Source organism: Alkalihalobacillus sp. BA299 (assembly GCF_017745675.1).
Classification (GTDB): Bacteria; Bacillota; Bacilli; order Bacillales; family Bacillaceae_F; genus Alkalihalobacterium.
Genome location: NZ_JAFLJM010000003.1, coordinates 350643 through 368887 on the forward strand (window position 1 = coordinate 350643; position 18245 = coordinate 368887).

Below are 18245 nucleotides of genomic sequence, written 5' to 3' on the forward strand. Positions count from 1 at the left end.
CACTCCTATATATTTTTACAATGTTAAATTTTAACACACTGTTAAAGAATGTGAAATGAATGTACAATTATTGGGTAGCAAATACTACCTATGAAAAATTTAACCATAATTCATATATTTTTGAAAGGAAGTTATATATGCCCAATCGTAAAAATCTTTTTTTCTTTTATAAGCAAACACCAGAACTCAAAGAAAAAATTGCTCATCTTAGAGAATTAGCTCATAATAATGGATTTCAAATTGTAGATGAAATTAAAGAAGCCAATATCATTGTTTCCATTGGGGGAGATAACGCTTTTTTACAAGCATTAAGAAAAACTAATTTTAAAGAAGACTGTGTATATGTCGGTGTGAATATAGATCAACTAGGTTTTTACACAGATTTTATGATCCACGAAGTAGACAAAATGCTTGAATCAATGAAAAGCGAACAAGTAGAAGTTCGAAAATATTCAACGATCGAAGTAACAATAGATGAAGAGACACCATATTATTGCATCAATGAATGTAGCATCCGTTCCAATGTAATTAAAACACTGGTTATTGAGGTACTCATCGATGACCAACATTTTGAAACCTTTCGTGGTGATGGTATGATCGTATCTACTCCAACTGGGAGTACGGCCTATAATAAGTCTGTTCGAGGTGCCGTCGTCGATCCCCGTCTACCTTCAATGCAAGTAAGTGAAATTGCATCGATTAATAATAATGATTACCGTACACTCGGTACATCATTTTTATTAAGTGATGATCGGAAGCTTAGATTACAAATCGTTCAAGACGGAAATGACCATCCGATAATTGGATTAGATAACGAGGCGATGAGTATTCGTCATGCTAGGCAGCTAGAAATTAAAGTTTCACCACGCCAGATCAAAGTATTGAAATTAAAACACAATTCATTTTGGGAGAAAGTTCAACGAAAATTTTTATAAGAAAAGCGCAAGCGCCCGTTTACCGACGTAAGGACTGGACTGAGCCACAGGAGATAAAGGAAACACGACGAGAGTCATCGAGTCGATGTTGACTTATCGTAAGGAGGGGGAGCGAAGTCCACTAGACGCTGGGCGCTTGTGCTAGACAATAAGAAAAGCGCAAGCGCCCGTTTAGCGGCGTATGGACTGGAGCCCCACCGTATGAGATAAAGGAAACACGACGAGAGTCATCGAGTCGATGTTGACTTATCGTAAGGAGGGGGAGCGAAGTCCACTAGACGCTGGGCGCTTGTGCTAGACAATAAGAAAAGCGGAAGGTGTCTGCTTATCGGCGACAAGCGCACTTCCAATAATTGAAGTCCCAAGTGAAACCAATCACTTGGGACATTTCTCTTTCGCGCTTAGATCTACAATTTTAGGCACAATACCTTCTATTGACTCTCTCTTCCCTAAAAAAGGGCTATGATCATTTCCTAGTGTCAACCTCTGATTGGCTATACATGACCGTCTCATCAACGACTGTCATTATCGGATTAGCTTCAATAATTGCATTACCATCTAATTGGAAAAGATCTTTTTCAAATATTGTAAAATCCGCCATAAATCCTTTATCTATCAAGCCCAGGCGATCCTGTGCATTGATCGCTGCTGCACTTCCAGAGGTATATAATTTGATGGCTTCAAACATAGATAGTTTTTGTTCAGGTAAATAGCCGATGTGATCTTCAGACACCTTTCTTCTTGTTACAGCAGCATGGATTCCTAATAGTGGATCTACACTTTCAATCGGAGCATCGGACCCACCTGCGCATACAAGGCCTTCATTTAATAGTGTTTTCCATGCAAAAGATAAAGACAACCGATCATAACCAAGTCGTTCTTCTACCCAAGGAAAATCAGAAGCGATAAATGAAGGCTGAATATCAAGAATAACTGGAAGTTTTTTTAAACGATCAATTAATTCACTTCTTAACACTTGTACGTGAATCAATCGATCAGGTAATTCACCAATGAGTGGATATTTTTCAATCGCATTTAAAGCGTATTCCACAGCTAAATCACCAATTGTATGTATAGCGACAGGCTTTTTCATCGTTCTTGCTAATTTTACAATTTCTAAAAGGTCTTCTTCTGAGTGAATGGCGACTCCGTTTGTATCAGGTGCATCATTATAAGGTGAACTTAATAATGCGGTTCTTCCACCGAGAGCTCCATCAGCAAAGATTTTTATCGCACCTAACTCTATATATGGGTGGTTTTTAAATGAAGCTTCGAACTGATGTTGCACAGTTTTCGCTACTTGATGATGAACGAGTAAATGAGCCCTAAACTTTCGCGTTTGTCCATCAATGACCTGATTAAAGGCTCGTAACGGTCGCTCAGGAGACCCGTAGTAAGATAAATCTTCTGTATGCCCCCCAACTAAACCGAGTCTAAGCATATCATCTATCGACTTTGTTAACGCTTTATGTAAGTAATCAGCACTTTCTTCAGGAACGACTTGTTTAATTAACTCTTGTGCTTCATCTAACAAATACCCCGTCGGTTGTCCATTCGTATCACGAACAATCACGCCACCTTGTGGGTCGACTGTTTCTTTTGTAATATTAGCGAGCTCCATGGCTTTACTATTGGCTAATAACGCATGACGACAGATACGTTTTAAAAGCATCGGGTGGTTAGGAGCAATTTCGTCTAATTCTGTATAGTGAAAAATTTTCCGATCTGAAAAATTATTCTCATTCCACCCCTCTCCTATGACCCATTCTCCTTCATCAGCTTCATTAACTTTTTCCATTAGTAACTCTTTCATCCTATCAGCCGACTGTACTTCAGATAAATCAAGCCGTAGTAATCGTTCACCATGGCCAATCATATGTAAGTGACTATCAACGAATCCTGGGTAAGCAAAACCACCATCTATATTGACTCGCTTCGTAATTTCACTTTCAAACTGACTCTCAAGCTCATTCATTGTCCCAAGCGCTTTTATTTTTCCTCTATCTGTTAAAACAGCCTCTACCTGTTCTCCTTCCTTTTTCATTGTATAGAAGGTTCCACCATACCATAATGTTGCCATCATACCACTCACTTTCATTAACATATCACTAATTAACATCTTCACAAAATTACACGGAAAATGCAAATAAAGACACGAAAAGTAAAAGACACTTAATCAAACATGACCAGTAAATGTTCTAATAGGATAAAATTCATATTTTTACTTTTTCAGAAAGATGAATTGATCTCGAAAACGCTAGACCTTGAAGATAGAAAAAAAGGCAGGAGAAATATCTCCTACCTTTAGATAATCGAGCGCTCACTCAAAAAATGGGTTGATTTTATGCTAGCAATTCTTTTTCACGTTGACGTAACTCAACACGACGAATTTTTCCTGAAGTTGTTTTAGGTAAGTCTTGGACAAACTCAATACGTCTAGGGTACTTGTAAGGAGCCGTTAATGTTTTAACATGATCCTGCAAGCTAGCAATTAAGTTTTCGTCTTTTTCATCTTCTGGATTTCTTAAGACAATGAATGCTTTAACGATACTTCCACGAATTTCATCGGGACTTCCGACTACCGCACATTCCTTAACTGCTGGATGCTTCGTTAGTGCATCTTCTACTTCAAATGGCCCAATCGTGTAACCCGAACTAATGATGATATCATCACTACGTCCTTCAAACCAGAAATAGCCATCCTCATCTTTTTTCGCTTGGTCACCTGTAATATACCAATCTCCACGGAACGCCATTGCTGTACGCTCAGGATCTTTATAATACTCAGTGAAAAGTGCAGGTGTACTTCGATGAACAGCAATATCGCCTACTTCACCTGGTTTTACAGGGTTCCCATCTTCATCAATGATGTCAACTTCGTTTCCTGGTGTTGGTTTACCCATAGAGCCTGGCTTAATTTCCATCCCCATCAAAGTTCCAACTAGTAAAGTATTTTCTGTTTGGCCATAACCGTCACGTACTTCTACATTAAAATGCTTCTTAAATGTATCAATGACTTGGCGGTTAAGTGGTTCTCCTGCTGATACTGTACTTCGTAATGCTGGTAGTGAATATTGTTCAATGTTATCTACTTTTGCCATTAAGCGATACTCTGTAGGCGTACAACATAATACATTAATTTCATGGTCTTGAAGAAGTTGTAAATATTTATTCGGGTCAAATTTACCGTGGTATACAAATGCGGTAGCTCCCATACCTATCGTTGAAAGGAATGGACTCCAAATCCATTTCTGCCAGCCTGGAGCAGCCGTTGCCCAAACGGAATCCCCTTCTTGAACACCTAGCCATTTTTTAGATGCTGTCTGTAAATGCGCATATGCCCAGCCATGTGTATGAACTACGGCTTTAGGGTTTCCAGTAGTACCTGATGTGTATGGTAAAAATGCCATTTCATCACGTTTTGTTTTAGCACCTTCATAAACATCACTTTCATTTGCTGCTAATGCATCAAGAGATTTCCAACCATCTTCTTCTGCGCCTACGACAAACTTATGAGTTAAAGATAGCATTTCATCTTGAATGAGATTTACTTCCGTTGTGAATTGATAATATGCTATAACTGCTTTTGCTTCTGAATGATTAATACGGTAAATTAAATCCTTTGCACGGAGCATTTCTGAACATGGGATAATAACTAATCCTGCTTTTAAACAAGCTAAATAAGTAAAATACGCCTCCGGTAATCTTGGAAGAAGTAATAATACTCGATCTCCTTGATTTAATCCCTGACTGAGGAAAGCGTTTGCAATTTTATTTACTTTTTTTACTAATTCAGCATATGTTACATTACGTGTTTCGCCTGCTTCACTCAACCATTTAATAGCTACCAGGTCTTCGTTCTGCGCAAATTTCTCGATTTCTTGTGTTAAATTGTAATACTCTGGAGCAATAAGATCTTCGCGTTTCATGTTATTTCCCCCTCGTCAAAATTATCGGACAAGTTTATTATAACAGAATTCGACTATTATTTTGAATATTTTTTTAAATAAAAAATTAAAGGGTACGGTATAAACCGTACCCTCATCAGCCATGATATTAATGGTATTTAGATTATTGTTGTTGGAAACCACCCATTTGCTGCTCTGCCATTTGAACTAAACGTTTAGTGATTTCTCCACCGACAGAACCGTTAGCACGAGAAGTTGCATCTGGACCAAGTTGAACACCGAACTCAGAAGCGATTTCGTATTTCATTTGGTCTAATGCTTGTTGTACTCCAGGAACAACTAATTGATTTGAGCTGTTGTTGTTTGGCATGTTCATCACCTCCTTTGTTAACTATAGACTGTGTTAGAAGGGTTGATTTCATACAAGTTTCAGATTGGTAATTGTTGCATCTTACTTGACATTACCAAATTTATATTTAACTAACTTGAAATGGCAAAAAAATAGAGGCTGTTAGACGAAACAGCCTCTACTTCTATATTAAAATAACTTATCAACGCTTTCTTCCTTTTTCGCTTGATGACGAATGGTAACAATCTCTGTTTCTGTAACAGCTTTCTCTACTAACGAAACGAAATCAAAATTTGCTTCAAATTTATGGGCAAGTTCTTTTCTCGGTCTCGTTTTAGAGTTAGATGGCAAAAAGATCGTACAACAATCTTCAAAAGGTAAGATTGATGTTTCGTATGTCCCGATATTTCTTGCAACCTCAATAACTTCCAGCTTGTCCATCGTTACTAAAGGTCTCAATATTGGTAAATTTGTAACTTCATTAATTGTATTCATACTATGCAGGGTTTGACTTGCTACTTGTCCTAAGCTTTCTCCTGTTGTAATCGCAAGCGCATTTTGCTTATTGGCAATTTTTTCACTAATGCGTAGCATCATTCTTCTCATGATGGTCATTGCATAATCGCTTGGAACTTTCTCATGAATTGTCGTTTGCATTTCAGTGAATGGGACGAGATGCAATTGGATCGTACCGCAATATTTCGTTAATATTTTAACTAAATCCTTCACTTTTTGTTTTGCTCTTTCATTTGTATATGGAGGACTATGGAAGTGAATTGCATTAATTCTTACTCCTCGCTTCATCGTTAAATAACCAGCAACAGGGCTATCTATCCCACCTGATAACATCAACATTACTTTTCCACCTGTACCAACTGGTAAACCACCTGCTCCAGAAATGTTACCACATGTAATATACGTGGCTTTTTCTCTTACTTCTACTCTTACTTCAACATCTGGATTGTGTACATCAACAGTAATATTCTCTGTATTTTTGAGGATATATCCTCCTACAAGATGATTTAACTCTTGTGAACCAATCGGGAAGTTTTTATTCGGACGTTTAGCCGTTACTTTAAAGGTTCGAACTGGTTGATTTCTGCTATCAGTTAAGGCAATAAGAGCTCCTTTTTGGATTTCCTCTAATTCATTTTCTGCTTTTAACGCTAAACTAAATGAGTGAATACCAAATACATTTTTAAGTTTTTCAATAATGTCATCTTCTCGACTATCATTTAGCTCAATCATAATTCTGCCAAAAGTTGAATGCACTTTAATATCATAGCCTTTTAAAACAACATTAATGTTGCTAGCCAATGCTCTTTCAAACACTTTCCTGTTCTTCCCTTTTAGTGCTAATTCACCTATTCTTACTAATATATGATCGTATTTCATCTCTCTACCTCATAACTTGTAATAATTTTGGAACTTCTTCTTTCATTATTTTTAAAAACGTTTTAATTTCCTCATCTGTCGTTTCAAAAGAAAAGCTAATTCGAATAGCACTTTCCGCTCTTTGATTTCCTAAGCCCATTTCTAATATTACTCGACTCGGCGAAGATATTTTTGACGAACACGCCGATTTCGTAGATACGTAAACACCTTGATGAGATAAAGCTTGAATAACAACTTCAGGCTTAGCACCAGGAATAGAAAAATTAACAATATGAGGAGCATGTCCTTCCCCAACTCCACTATTTAGGACAATCCCTTCTATTTCATTCAATCCATCAATTGCGATCTGTTGTAATTGACGAAGATTTGCTAGCTCATTGATTGACTTATCAATAGTCATGCGGAGAGCTTTCGCTAAAGCAGCAATTCCTGGGACATTTTCTGTTCCAGCCCTTAACTTTGCTTCTTGCACACCACCATGCAACATTGGAGATAGGTTAATACCCTCTCTTACATATAATGCGCCAGTTCCTTTCACGCCATGAAATTTATGACCTGATATCGTGCAAAGGTCGATATGGTGCTTTTTAATAGTGAGTGGAACTTTAGTAATTCCTTGAACATGATCTACATGAAAGAAAACTTTTCGATACTCCTTTAGCATTTGGCCTACTTCTCCAACGGGTTGTATTGTACCCGTTTCATTATTCACATGGATGAGCGATACTAAAACTGTATCTGGTCGAATCGCTTTTTTTATATCATCGACAGAAATTTTTCCAAGCACATTTACTGGTACATACGTAACATCAAATCCTTTGCTTTCTAATTCAGAAAATGTTTCATATGTTGACGCATGCTCAACAACAGATGTAATAATATGCTTCCCTCTCGTACTATGTTCATGAGCAATCCCTTTTATAGCTAAGTTATTACCCTCTGTACCTCCAGAGGTAAAAATAATTTCTTTTGCCTTAACACCCAATATTTCAGCTACAACCTCTCTTGACCTTGTTAACACTTTTTCAGCATCTAACCCTAATGCATGGAGAGATGACGGGTTCCCAAAATATTTTTCAGAAACGGTTACATACGTTTCAAGGACTTCTTTATAGGGCTTTGTCGTTGCACTGTTGTCTAAATAGATCATTTACACATACCCCCTTTTCCTACAAATATAACGGTCTACTTTTTACAACTAATTATCATATCATATAAAAATAACTAATGGTAATTAATAAAACAAGGCTCTTTTCTAAAAGATTGTTGCTTTTAGCTATTGAACCGTTAACCAAGCGAAAGCTTGGTTAACGGTTCAATAGCAACAAAGTTTACGAAAACAGCTTAAAACAAAGATGATTAGAGAAGAATGAAACTTTGACTATACTTTTAATGTTTAGAAATGAAAGAATAATTTTAATTTTACATCTTATCCTATGTTAATATAATTTTTTTAAAATTATGATAGTATTATCTACGTACAAGAAAACGTTTTCATCGGAGGTAAATAAATGAACACACTTTCAACAAAAGAAGTCGTTGCCATCGGCCTAATGACGTTTGCATTATTTTTAGGTGCTGGCAATTTAATTTTCCCACCAGCAATGGGACAAGCAGCAGGAGAAAATGTTTGGTTAAGTACAATCGGTTTTTTAATTACAGGAGTGGGCCTTCCACTTTTAGCAATCATTGCCATCGCTCGAACTGGAGGAAATTTACAAAATTTATCAAATCGTGTTCACCCTTTATTTGGAGTAATCTTTACTTTAACGATGTATTTAGCAATCGGCCCCTTTTTTGGTATTCCTAGAACCGGTACAGTAGCTTACGAAATAGGCGCCGCTCCTTTTCTAAGTTCATCGTTAGTTACTTCTAATATGCCCTTATTTTTTTACACTGTCATTTTTTTCGGATTAACATTCTGGCTAGCCCTTAACCCAACAAAACTTGTTGATCGCGTAGGGAAGCTGTTAACACCTATCCTATTATTTATTATTACGCTTCTTGCCGTAAAAGGGGTAGTAACACCACTTGGTGCAATTGAAGGTATTGCTCCTGAATATGAATCTGCTCCTTTTTTCAAAGGGTTTCTTGATGGTTATTTAACAATGGATACAATTGCTGCACTCGTTTTTGGTATCGTCATCGTATCACGCATTACTGAACGGGGAATTACCGATCGTCGGACAATTACTTCTTTAACGGTTAAAGCCGGAATTATTGCAGGAACAGGATTAGCTCTCGTCTATTTAGTATTAGCTTACTTAGGGGCAAGTAGTGTATCCAAACTAGGAATGCTAGACAATGGAGGGGCGATCCTTTCTGGAACAGCGCATGAACTGTTTGGAATACTCGGAACTATTTTACTAGCACTCGTTATAACATTAGCTTGTTTAACAACTTCAGTTGGTCTTGTATCAGCTTGCGGAGAATACTTTATTAAATTATTGCCAAGACTCTCCTACCCTGTGGTCGTATTAATTATTTGCCTCTTTAGTTTAACAATGGCAAATATGGGTCTAACGCAATTAATTTCTTTTTCATTACCCGTTTTAATTGCTATCTATCCAATCGCAATCGTTCTTATTGTTCTTTCCTTTCTGCACAAATCTTTTAAAGGTATGCCACAAGTATATGGCGGTGCTTTAATTGGCGCAGGAGTAATTAGTATTGTGGATGGCTTAAATGTAACTCCTTTGCAATTAAACTACATTAATTCTTTATACAGTTACATTCCTTTGTATTCAGAAGGTGTAGGCTGGCTTATTCCAGCCATCGTCGGTGGGGTTATCGGTTATTTTTCCGGGGGCTCAAAATTAAACAAATAATCAATAAAAAGGCTGACAACTTATTATATGTCAGCCTTTTTATTGATTTTAAACGGAAACTATACTCTTCTCTTTTTCAGTAAACTTATCTAAGACATTCGGTTCATACTGTTTAATAGCAGATAAGGAAAGTTCAATCGCATCATCATAATAAAAGCTGCGAAATGCCATTTCAGCTTCGCTTAGCTGTGCATTCGTTTCTTCTGATCTCCTGCGGTACCTGTTTCCATATTGAATAAGCTGTTCCGCTAATTGTGATTTTTCAACAGTTTCTTCAATTAATGTAAAAACATTATTAACAGCAATTGCAGCTGCGTCAACAATACGGATAACCCCGCTCATATCTAGTGGTATTTCTCCTAATTTCTCAATAGCAGCGAGTAGTCTCTTCTCTCCTTCTTCTAGTTCATTGTTGATATAAGAAGGTAATCCAGGAATATTGCTTTTTTGAACGATCCGCTTTCCTTCAAGCAATCTGAATTTTAATTCTTTTAATGTTTCTTTTGCTTTTAGTTCATCTTTTCTCAAAGTATCTAATGCTATTCGAGATTCTTCTAGAGCTACTTCTAATTGCTCATACTCACTATTAAAGGACTCCACCATTTTTTGCACCGTAGTAAAAGATTGTGTATTATTGATCGTTGCATCCTCAATAACACTTAATTGCATTGTTAAATCTTTTAACTGTTTATTGATTTGCTGATGATTTTTCAGTTCTTCTTCAGCAATCCGGTAGCTTTGTTGAACAAGTTGGACATCTTCATTTAAATCTTCGAGTTTTTCATCTGTTTGAATAAACTTATCAGCTATTTGCTCCATATACGTTTGAACTAATTGCTTCGCCTTTGCTTCTGTCTCTAAAGCATCATAAATATCATCAATTTGTTGTTGTAATTCTGCTATTTTTTCTTCCATTTTTTCTAATTTTAACTCGTGTATAGCAACCACTAACTTTTCGCATTTTTCTTTAATTGTTTCAATTGCTTGCTCAAAGTTAAAATGTTCAAGGTAAAATCCAGCTTCCTGCATTTCTTTTATTCCAAAATGCAAGTTTTTTATATCGTTCGGTATATTCGTTTGTACTTGAACGAGAAATTTAGGAATCGCTTCCATTACCGCTGTTTCTTGTTTGATTTCATCACTAATCACCACAAGAACTTCACGTGCTTGAATATAATTCCCAGACTTAGTTGCTTCTTCAAATGAAGAGAATTTTTCATAAATTCCCTCTATTTTCTTTTCAATTAGAATTGCTGCTTTACCAAATGAAGTACGATGATTGGAGAAGTGTTTCTTCATATCTTGATATAGCTTCTTCACATCACCAATTTCCGTCTGATTTTGCTCTGCACTTTGAACCAATACATCTATATCATCAAGCATTTCTTTTAATTGAGTTTCTACTTCTGTTAACCGCTCTTCAATAAGTTTATTTTTCGCTTTTGCTTTACCGAAGCGGTATTTATTAGCTAGCTCTTCAACATCAAACAAATCCTCTTCAATGTCTGGTAAAACGATATCAACGATGCCATCCCATTCTTTTCGCCAAGTCTCAAACTTTTGCTCTGTTTCTCCTGACATCGTAAGCCCTTTAACTTTTGCAATTTCGTCTGTTATCGGTCGAGTTAATATATTCATCTTCCAATCTTCCAATTGATCAACTTGCCTATAAATACTCTTCCTCGTCCAAGCCCCATATCCAAAAAATAGTAGCACGACAGCAATTGATATATATAAATAAACCATTTGAGGTCTCCCTTCCATCCTAACGAGTCCTAATCATATGTAATCTTTATGAGCAATGCTATAATATCATTAATTTCAACAGTATATTATGTTTTATGATAGATTTTGATACATATTATGATACCATGTAACAAAGGATTTGGGTTGACTTTTTTTAGGAAAAGTTAAATTAAAGGAGTGTATTTAATGATTATTCACGATGGCCACGTTCATACCCCATATTGCCCCCACGGTTCAAATGATGATTTAGAATCTTATGTCAAAAAAGCGATGAAACTCGGATTAAAAGGGATCACATTCACTGAGCACGCACCACTCCCTAAAGGTTTCCACGATCCCGTTCCTCATAAAGACAGTGCGATGAATTGGGAAGACCTTGATTCGTACATAAGAGAAATCCAACGATTAAAACAGAAATATCAAGGTGAAATCTCAATATTATTAGGACTTGAAGTAGATTTCATTGAAGGATACGAAGAGCAAACACGGAGCATCTTAGATGAGGTTGGTCCATATTTAGACGATGCCATTTTATCTGTTCATTTTTTAAAGCATAATCACGACTATTATTGCCTTGATTACAGCCCTGAAATGTTTAAAACGATGATTGATAGTTTTCAGTCCGTCGAAGCCATTTACAACACATATTATACTACAGTTGAACAGTCTATCAAGACTAATTTAGGGAACTATAAGCCGAAAAGGATCGGACATATAACCTTAGTAAAAAAGTTCCAACAACAGTACCCGATTTCCATTAGTTTCGACGCAAGAATCGAACAATTGCTAGATAAAATAAAAGAAAATAATATGGAATTAGATTATAATAGCGCTGGAGTTGTAAAACCACTATGCGGAGAGCCATATCCACCAGATGATGTGGTAAAGAAAGCGATCCAAAAAAAAATCCCCCTTATCTACGGGTCTGATGCCCATAGTACTAAAGGGTTATTTCAAGGGATAGATAAATTGTGGAAAGATACAGTATTTAGCATTCCAAAACGGTTATCCTAACGCCTTTGTAACCAAACGGTTTGGCTTCTGGCTTAAATAACTATCCATCCACATCGTTAGATAGCTGATATAATGTTTTAAAAAATAACGCTCGTGTGGTATTAAATGGTGAACTTCACGTATATATTGAGGATGTAAAAACGGCATGATCAACATCCCTCTAAGTTGAATAATAATGAAATCGATAGGTTGACGTCTGAATTCTTGACGATCCATCCCATTTTTAATGATCTGATAATACACATGTTTTTCCTTCATTAAATACGTACTCATCACTTCTCGTACGAGCATTGTATCTAATGTAATTTCCCGGTGAACAAAACGAGCTAAATGATGGTGTTCTTGTTGATATACAAGTGCATTTTCTAATGTAATTAATAAGCAGTCTCTCGATGTTCTTTTATTCAAGAATTGAGTTCCTTCTTCTAAGGTAGAAATAAAGCCTTCAAAAAAAGTGGACATTAATTCTTCAAGTAAGCCTTTTTTATTTCCAAAATAATAGGATATTAATGCCACATTAACTTTTGCACGGTCTGCAATCATTCGGACAGATGTACCATTAAAACCTTGAACATTGAATAAAGAAATAGCCGCATCCATAATTTTAAGTTTTGTACTTTCTTTTTCACTTATCATGGTCCGTTCCTCCTTCAACCTGTGTACATATATAATTCTTTGTCCTTAGAAGATGACCTTTGAAAACCTCTCGACAAACCGAGAGAAAGTTTCTACATGTTTTGATATAATGAAATTATTTTTGAGGTAAAGAAGAGGGACTTTTATAGTTTACCGTCGAATTATACAATGGATCTCTTAACGATAATAATTCCGATCTCCCACTCTAAATAAACGTGAGCATAGAAAAGAGGCTGAACATGTCAGCCTCTTTCTTTTCTGAATTAAATTCACTTTGATTTTGAGAGTTTCGTTTGATCAATAACTTGGTTTTTACCTGTCTTTTTAGCTACATAAAGACACTCATCCGCTAGGTTAAATAATAACTTTAAAGACTTGTCATTCTCATTTTGATTCCAAGACGAAACTCCACATGATATGGTCACTCTAGGACTCGTCTCAATTGCAACACTTCTCACAATACGTTCTGCTATTTTTTTACCTGCAAGCAATTCGACCTTTGGTAAATAAATCGCAAGTTCTTCTCCACCCCACCTTGCAGCAATATCATTATCACGAATATTTTTTTTCATCACATTCGCTACTTGGATAATAATATCATCTCCAACTTGGTGGCCGTACGTATCATTAATCAATTTAAAATTATCAATGTCAATTAATATAAAACAACCATACGCATCAATAAACATTGATTCTTGGATTTTTTGATCGAGATGATTACGAGAAAACAATCTTGTTAAATGATCGGTAATCACAAGTCGTTCAAGCTCTTCATGTAAAATTGAATTTGTAAATGCTAACGTCGAATGATGGATAAGTGACTGTAATAGCTTAAAATTCTCAAACGTAAAATGGTAAGGATTTTTATGCAAAACGACGACCATTCCTTTTAACTCACCACTTTGTACCATTGGAACTGCAAGCAGTGACTGATACGGGTCTATATCATAAATACCATCCGCTTTTGCATCACCAACAAATAATGATTCTTTTTCTTTTTTTATTTTTTTACTCAATGTCGCTAATTGAATCTGTGCTTTATCTGTAAAATAAAACCCTGTACTTCCTTCAAGTACATTTAAATCTCCACTACTCGAAAACATAATATAGCCAACTTCATCAGCGCTAAATGAACGAAGAATTTGATCGGTCATGAAGCGGATCGTATCCGATAATCTTAAGTTTGAATTTAATTGGTGAGACGTTTGATTGATTAATTGTAAATCGTTTATCAAATTTTGTGATTGCTGATATAGTTCAGCATTTTCTAAAGCATTTCCACCTATATCTGCAAGTGTTTCTATAAATTCTATTTCATGCTTTGGAAATACCATTGAATTGGCGGTCTCAATTTGCATAACACCGTATATTCCTTGTTTCCCACGGAGTGGCGCATAAATTGTTGATGATTGCTCTTTTATTTCATCTTCAATTTGAATTTTTCCTGTCAGAAAAGCAGTTTCTGCTACCCCACATGAGTCGATTCCATAATAAAATTGTTTCACAGGTAAATCTTCATTTACTTTCCAATCTCTTGAAAGTAGCAAATTTACTGAAAAAGATGGGTACATTTGTCCCATCGCATAAATCATTTCTCCCAAAACCTCGCCAACATCCATAGATGAATGAAACTTCTTTGTCACTTGGAGTAACAACGCTTTTCTCTTTTGCTCAATACTCGTTCTTTCGTTAATATGGGCTTGATACAACACCGGCTTCACTTCCTGTAGAAAGTAATGCAATTGTTCTAGTTTGTCTTCCCCCACTTGCTCTTTCAATAAAATTACAAGTGCCCCTGATACATCATCTTGATTATAGACAGGAACAATGATCGCTGAATGATAATTTAAATGACTGGTCATCCAACCATTTTCCAACATTTCTTCATTAGTATAAATGTCCCAAACACTTTGAATTGCCTTCTTATGCAAAAAGCAGTTAAGAGGCGAAATGTCTTTGATTTCGCTAGTCGAAATGACTAAACTTAAAAGGTGATCATCTAATTTCTCAAAGAAAAGCGCTTCAATAATCAAATGTTCAAAAGAAGTTTGTACTAATTTAAGTACGCGTTCCCCAATATTTGTTATTTCCATTAAATAATTTGACTCTTTTAATATAGAATATAGAGTATGCTTCGCTTCACTTAAGCTTTTACTAATGAAGTTATTTCGATACAGCAATAGTTTACTTGATAGGCTAAGAGAATAACGAAACCCTTCAAGAAAGCTTCTTACTGACATATCTGGCTTTATATCAGTAACAGTAGCAATTAACCCAAGATACCCACACCATAATGATTCTGGCAATTCAATATGGATTACATCTACTTGACATCCATTTGTATAATAAGGATATTCCTTTTCTAGCATACTATCCTTTAATTGGTACAATACTTCAATCATTTTTGTCTTTAAGCCGCCAACTTCTCTAATGGTGATAATTTCCCCTTTTTCGTCAGCTAAAAATAAGACAGCAGATTGAAAACACTTTTCAATTGCAGTACTGTCTGTGACTGAAAACTGTAGAAGTTTAGACACATCTATTGAATTAACTTCACTATGATTAAGTTGATTCATGTTATAGCACCACCGTAACATACTTTTGACAGTATTCTCGAATTGAAAAGTAGGTATTTTTAACTATTAATGTTGATTTTTTTTCCAAATATATCGTTTCTTTATTTCATTATACCTGATTTATTATTCTTTTACTATAAATTATATATGTTCATATATGTTCTATATTAAGTTTATTTAAGATTTTGTGAACGGAATAAAGTCCTATTCTTGACATCACATTAGTAAAATTATATAATATTTTTTGTGTGAAATGAGGCAGCCAAGGTAAACTTGATTTGGACCCTCTCATTTTGTTCCTCAATCCAGCGGCTGATGATGTATTGAGGTGCATCGCGTAACTTCAAGCTGTCGAAGCGAAGGTGCATGAAAGCAAAATGACCTTATCAGGAGATTACCAAAACTGTTGTTGTTTTGCTCAAACAAAATAACAAAGGAGGAGTCATTCATGGCTCGTTATACAGGTCCATCTTGGAAATTATCTCGTCGTTTAGGTATCTCATTAAGCGGTACTGGTAAAGAATTAGAAAAACGTCCTTACGCACCAGGACAACACGGTCCTAACCAACGTAAGAAAATCTCAGAATATGGTTTACAATTACAAGAAAAGCAAAAGCTTCGCCATATGTACGGAGTAAATGAGCGTCAATTCCGTCGTATTTTTGACGATGCTGGTAAAATGCCTGGTATCCACGGTGAAAACTTCATGACTTTACTTGAGTCTCGCCTTGATAACTTAGTTTACCGTATGGGGCTTGCTCGTACACGTCGTGGAGCTCGCCAGCTTGTTAACCACGGTCACGTAATGGTTGATGGAGCACGTGTTGATATTCCTTCATACCGCGTAAAAACTGGTCAAACGATCTCTCTTCGTGAGAAATCTCAAAACTTAGCAGCTGTTAAAGAAGCTGTAGAAGTGAACAACTTTGTTCCTGGATACATTTCTTTTGACGCTGAAAAGTTAGAAGGTACATTTACTCGCTTACCAGAGCGTTCTGAGCTTCCTGCTGAAATTACAGAAGCACTTATCGTAGAGTTCTACTCTCGTTAATAAGATTTAGAACGATCGGACCTTTCCGATCGTTCTTTTTATTTTACACAGAGTAATAGTTACGCACTAATTGAAAAAGCGTAATAGAAAAGTGGTTAACCTCTTTCCATTACGCTTTTTAGATATTGGTACATAAGCTGTTTTTTTAGTAACACTGTATGTCATTACTAAAACCGTTATTTTTTATGATTATTCCAGTCCCATAGCTTGGTACGTGTGTAAGAATTGACCATATTCTTAATATTGGATTAAGTAGTACTTCTTCTTTCCACGTCGAATAATGGTGAATTGCCCTTCAATTCGATCTTCTACTTGTAGCTGGCGATGAACATCTGTACTTCTTTCACCATTTATATAGATCGCACCATTTTGAATATCTTCACGTGCCTGACGTTTAGAAGGAGAAACTTTCGCTACTACGAGTAAATCAACTAATGTCATATTTTCGTCTTCACAAGTATAGGATGGAACATCTTTAAATCCTTGTTTAATTTCACTTGCACTTAAGTTTTTAATTTCTCCACTAAATAATGCATCAGAAATACGGATCGCTTGTTGAAGTGCTTCTTCACCATGTACGAGGCGAGTTAACTCTTCTGCTAATCTTCGTTGTGCTAATCGTAAATGTGGTTCTTCTTCAACAGCTTTTTCTAATGCTTCAATTTCATCGTGTGCCAAGAAAGTAAAGAACTTTATAAATTTAATTACATCGCGGTCATCTGTATTGATTAAAAATTGATAAAACTCATATGGTGTCGTCTTATCTGCATCTAACCAGATGGCACCGCCCTCTGTTTTACCGAATTTTGTACCATCTGCTTTCGTAACAAGTGGGATAGTAAACCCAAATGCTTTTTCTTGGTCACCTAACGTTTTTCTAATTAGTTCTAGGCCAGCTGTAATATTTCCCCATTGGTCACTACCGCCAATTTGCAGCTTACAGTTTTCATTTTTGTATAGGTTAAGGAAATCGTAAGACTGTAAGATCATATAGCTGAATTCTGTAAATGAAATGCCAGATGTAATCCGTGATTCAACCGAATCTTTAGCCAGCATGTAGTTAATACCAAAGTTCTTACCAACATCTCGTAAAAACGTTATGACATCTAGCTTTCCAATCCAGTCATAGTTATTGACTAGTTTAGCACTAGCATCACCTTCGAAATCCAGAAACCGTGATAACTGACCTTTGATGCGATCGGAAAATTGTTCGACGATTTCTCTCTCATTTAATGTTCTCTCTGCTTTTTTACCACTCGGATCTCCAATTAAACCTGTCGCTCCACCAACAAGTGCTAATGGTTTATGACCAGCTAATTGAAATCTTCGTAGCGTCAAAATCGTTAAAAGATGACCGATGTGTAAACTATCTGCTGTCGGATCAAAACCACAGTATAATGTTAATTGACCTTCAGTCAGTTGGTTCGCGAGGCCCTCTTCATCTGTTACTTGGTTGACTAATCCACGAAATTGTAAATCTTTTAATAAATCCATCAGTTCCACTCCTATTATTAGATTTAAAATAAAAAAGTTCCTCAAAAAGGGACGAGACATCTCGCGGTACCACCCTTCTTGAAGAACATTTATCTTCCACTTCACATGATAACGGAATTACTCCGTCCATTATACATTAAGCATAATAGATTGCTCCAAGTCTGTATTTCATAGTTGCTCTATGTACCGACTTTCACCTACCGCCGGCTCTCTAATAACAGGGAGAGACTATTACTGAAAACTTATCAATGCAATTATTTATATTATTTTTACTTTTTAACATAATTATTTTCTATTGTCAATCTTTGACTTC

General features: G+C 36.0%; 13 protein-coding genes and 1 other annotated feature. Of the genes, 4 read left to right on the forward strand and 9 right to left on the reverse strand.

Features of this window, described 5'->3' with window-relative positions; all coding sequences use genetic code 11:
• Window positions 1–137: 137 nt before the first annotated feature.
• A complete protein-coding gene (locus tag J0N78_RS06010; RefSeq protein WP_209122108.1) occupies window positions 138–935 on the forward strand; it encodes an NAD kinase in 798 nt (265 codons plus the stop codon).
• A gap of 466 nt (window positions 936–1401) precedes the next feature.
• On the opposite strand, the gene J0N78_RS06015 is transcribed toward J0N78_RS06010, so the two are convergent.
• The 5 genes from J0N78_RS06015 to J0N78_RS06035 form a co-directional block, all read right to left on the reverse strand.
• Window positions 1402–3015, reverse strand: coding sequence for an amidohydrolase (locus tag J0N78_RS06015; protein ID WP_209122148.1), 1614 nt, complete (start codon window positions 3013–3015; stop codon window positions 1402–1404).
• A 262-nt stretch (window positions 3016–3277) separates the two neighbouring features.
• Window positions 3278–4864, reverse strand: coding sequence for an acyl-CoA synthetase MbcS (gene mbcS / locus J0N78_RS06020; protein ID WP_209122109.1), 1587 nt, complete (start codon window positions 4862–4864; stop codon window positions 3278–3280).
• A 142-nt stretch (window positions 4865–5006) separates the two neighbouring features.
• Window positions 5007–5213: an alpha/beta-type small acid-soluble spore protein gene (locus tag J0N78_RS06025; protein ID WP_209122110.1), complete on the reverse strand. Its 207-nt coding sequence runs from the start codon at window positions 5211–5213 to the stop codon at window positions 5007–5009.
• 168 nt (window positions 5214–5381) lie between these two features.
• Window positions 5382–6587 (reverse strand): tRNA uracil 4-sulfurtransferase ThiI, encoded by a 1206-nt coding sequence (gene thiI / locus J0N78_RS06030; RefSeq protein WP_209122111.1) that lies wholly within the window; start codon window positions 6585–6587, stop codon window positions 5382–5384.
• A gap of 4 nt (window positions 6588–6591) precedes the next feature.
• Window positions 6592–7737 (reverse strand): cysteine desulfurase family protein, encoded by a 1146-nt coding sequence (locus tag J0N78_RS06035; protein WP_209122112.1) that lies wholly within the window; start codon window positions 7735–7737, stop codon window positions 6592–6594.
• 361 nt (window positions 7738–8098) lie between these two features.
• Here J0N78_RS06035 and brnQ point away from each other — a divergent pair, with 361 nt between their 5' ends.
• On the forward strand, window positions 8099–9415 hold the full coding sequence (brnQ, locus tag J0N78_RS06040; RefSeq protein WP_209122113.1) for a branched-chain amino acid transport system II carrier protein: 1317 nt from the start codon (window positions 8099–8101) through the stop codon (window positions 9413–9415).
• A 48-nt stretch (window positions 9416–9463) separates the two neighbouring features.
• On the opposite strand, the gene ezrA is transcribed toward brnQ, so the two are convergent.
• On the reverse strand, window positions 9464–11161 hold the full coding sequence (gene ezrA / locus J0N78_RS06045) for a septation ring formation regulator EzrA (RefSeq protein WP_209122114.1): 1698 nt from the start codon (window positions 11159–11161) through the stop codon (window positions 9464–9466).
• Window positions 11162–11353: 192 nt separating this feature from the next.
• On the opposite strand from ezrA, the gene hisJ reads away from it, so the two are divergent.
• Window positions 11354–12175: a histidinol-phosphatase HisJ gene (gene hisJ / locus J0N78_RS06050; protein ID WP_209122149.1), complete on the forward strand. Its 822-nt coding sequence runs from the start codon at window positions 11354–11356 to the stop codon at window positions 12173–12175.
• Here hisJ and refZ read toward each other — a convergent pair.
• Together refZ and J0N78_RS25720 are read right to left on the reverse strand one after the other, a co-directional pair.
• Window positions 12167–12811, reverse strand: a complete 645-nt coding sequence (gene refZ, locus J0N78_RS06055) for a forespore capture DNA-binding protein RefZ (RefSeq protein ID WP_209122115.1) — start codon at window positions 12809–12811, stop codon at window positions 12167–12169. The two genes, hisJ and refZ, sit on opposite strands and share 9 nt — an antisense overlap.
• 269 nt (window positions 12812–13080) lie before the next feature.
• Window positions 13081–15387, reverse strand: a complete 2307-nt coding sequence (locus tag J0N78_RS25720; protein ID WP_247747155.1) for a sensor domain-containing diguanylate cyclase — start codon at window positions 15385–15387, stop codon at window positions 13081–13083.
• 448 nt (window positions 15388–15835) lie between these two features.
• Between J0N78_RS25720 and rpsD the strand changes: the two genes are divergently transcribed.
• On the forward strand, window positions 15836–16438 hold the full coding sequence (gene rpsD, locus J0N78_RS06065; RefSeq protein ID WP_209122116.1) for a 30S ribosomal protein S4: 603 nt from the start codon (window positions 15836–15838) through the stop codon (window positions 16436–16438).
• A 237-nt stretch (window positions 16439–16675) separates the two neighbouring features.
• On the opposite strand, the gene tyrS is transcribed toward rpsD, so the two are convergent.
• A complete protein-coding gene (gene tyrS, locus J0N78_RS06070; RefSeq protein WP_209122117.1) occupies window positions 16676–17932 on the reverse strand; it encodes a tyrosine--tRNA ligase in 1257 nt (418 codons plus the stop codon).
• 44 nt (window positions 17933–17976) lie between these two features.
• Window positions 17977–18190: a binding site (T-box leader), on the reverse strand.
• Between the last annotated feature and the right edge of the window lie 55 nt (window positions 18191–18245).

Excerpts from the sequence above, each read along its gene's own strand:
- J0N78_RS06010 (WP_209122108.1), top strand. The coding sequence starts at position 138 with ATGCCCAATCGTAAAAATCTTTTTTTCTTTTATAAGCAAACACCAGAA.
- J0N78_RS06035 (WP_209122112.1), bottom strand. The coding sequence starts at position 7,737 with ATGATCTATTTAGACAACAGTGCAACGACAAAGCCCTATAAAGAAGTC.
- tyrS (WP_209122117.1), bottom strand. The coding sequence starts at position 17,932 with ATGGATTTATTAAAAGATTTACAATTTCGTGGATTAGTCAACCAAGTA.
- J0N78_RS06025 (WP_209122110.1), bottom strand. The coding sequence starts at position 5,213 with ATGCCAAACAACAACAGCTCAAATCAATTAGTTGTTCCTGGAGTACAA.
- rpsD (WP_209122116.1), top strand. The coding sequence starts at position 15,836 with ATGGCTCGTTATACAGGTCCATCTTGGAAATTATCTCGTCGTTTAGGT.
- mbcS (WP_209122109.1), bottom strand. The coding sequence starts at position 4,864 with ATGAAACGCGAAGATCTTATTGCTCCAGAGTATTACAATTTAACACAA.
- ezrA (WP_209122114.1), bottom strand. The coding sequence starts at position 11,161 with ATGGTTTATTTATATATATCAATTGCTGTCGTGCTACTATTTTTTGGA.
- J0N78_RS06015 (WP_209122148.1), bottom strand. The coding sequence starts at position 3,015 with ATGGCAACATTATGGTATGGTGGAACCTTCTATACAATGAAAAAGGAA.
- brnQ (WP_209122113.1), top strand. The coding sequence starts at position 8,099 with ATGAACACACTTTCAACAAAAGAAGTCGTTGCCATCGGCCTAATGACG.
- refZ (WP_209122115.1), bottom strand. The coding sequence starts at position 12,811 with ATGATAAGTGAAAAAGAAAGTACAAAACTTAAAATTATGGATGCGGCT.
- J0N78_RS25720 (WP_247747155.1), bottom strand. The coding sequence starts at position 15,387 with ATGAATCAACTTAATCATAGTGAAGTTAATTCAATAGATGTGTCTAAA.
- thiI (WP_209122111.1), bottom strand. The coding sequence starts at position 6,587 with ATGAAATACGATCATATATTAGTAAGAATAGGTGAATTAGCACTAAAA.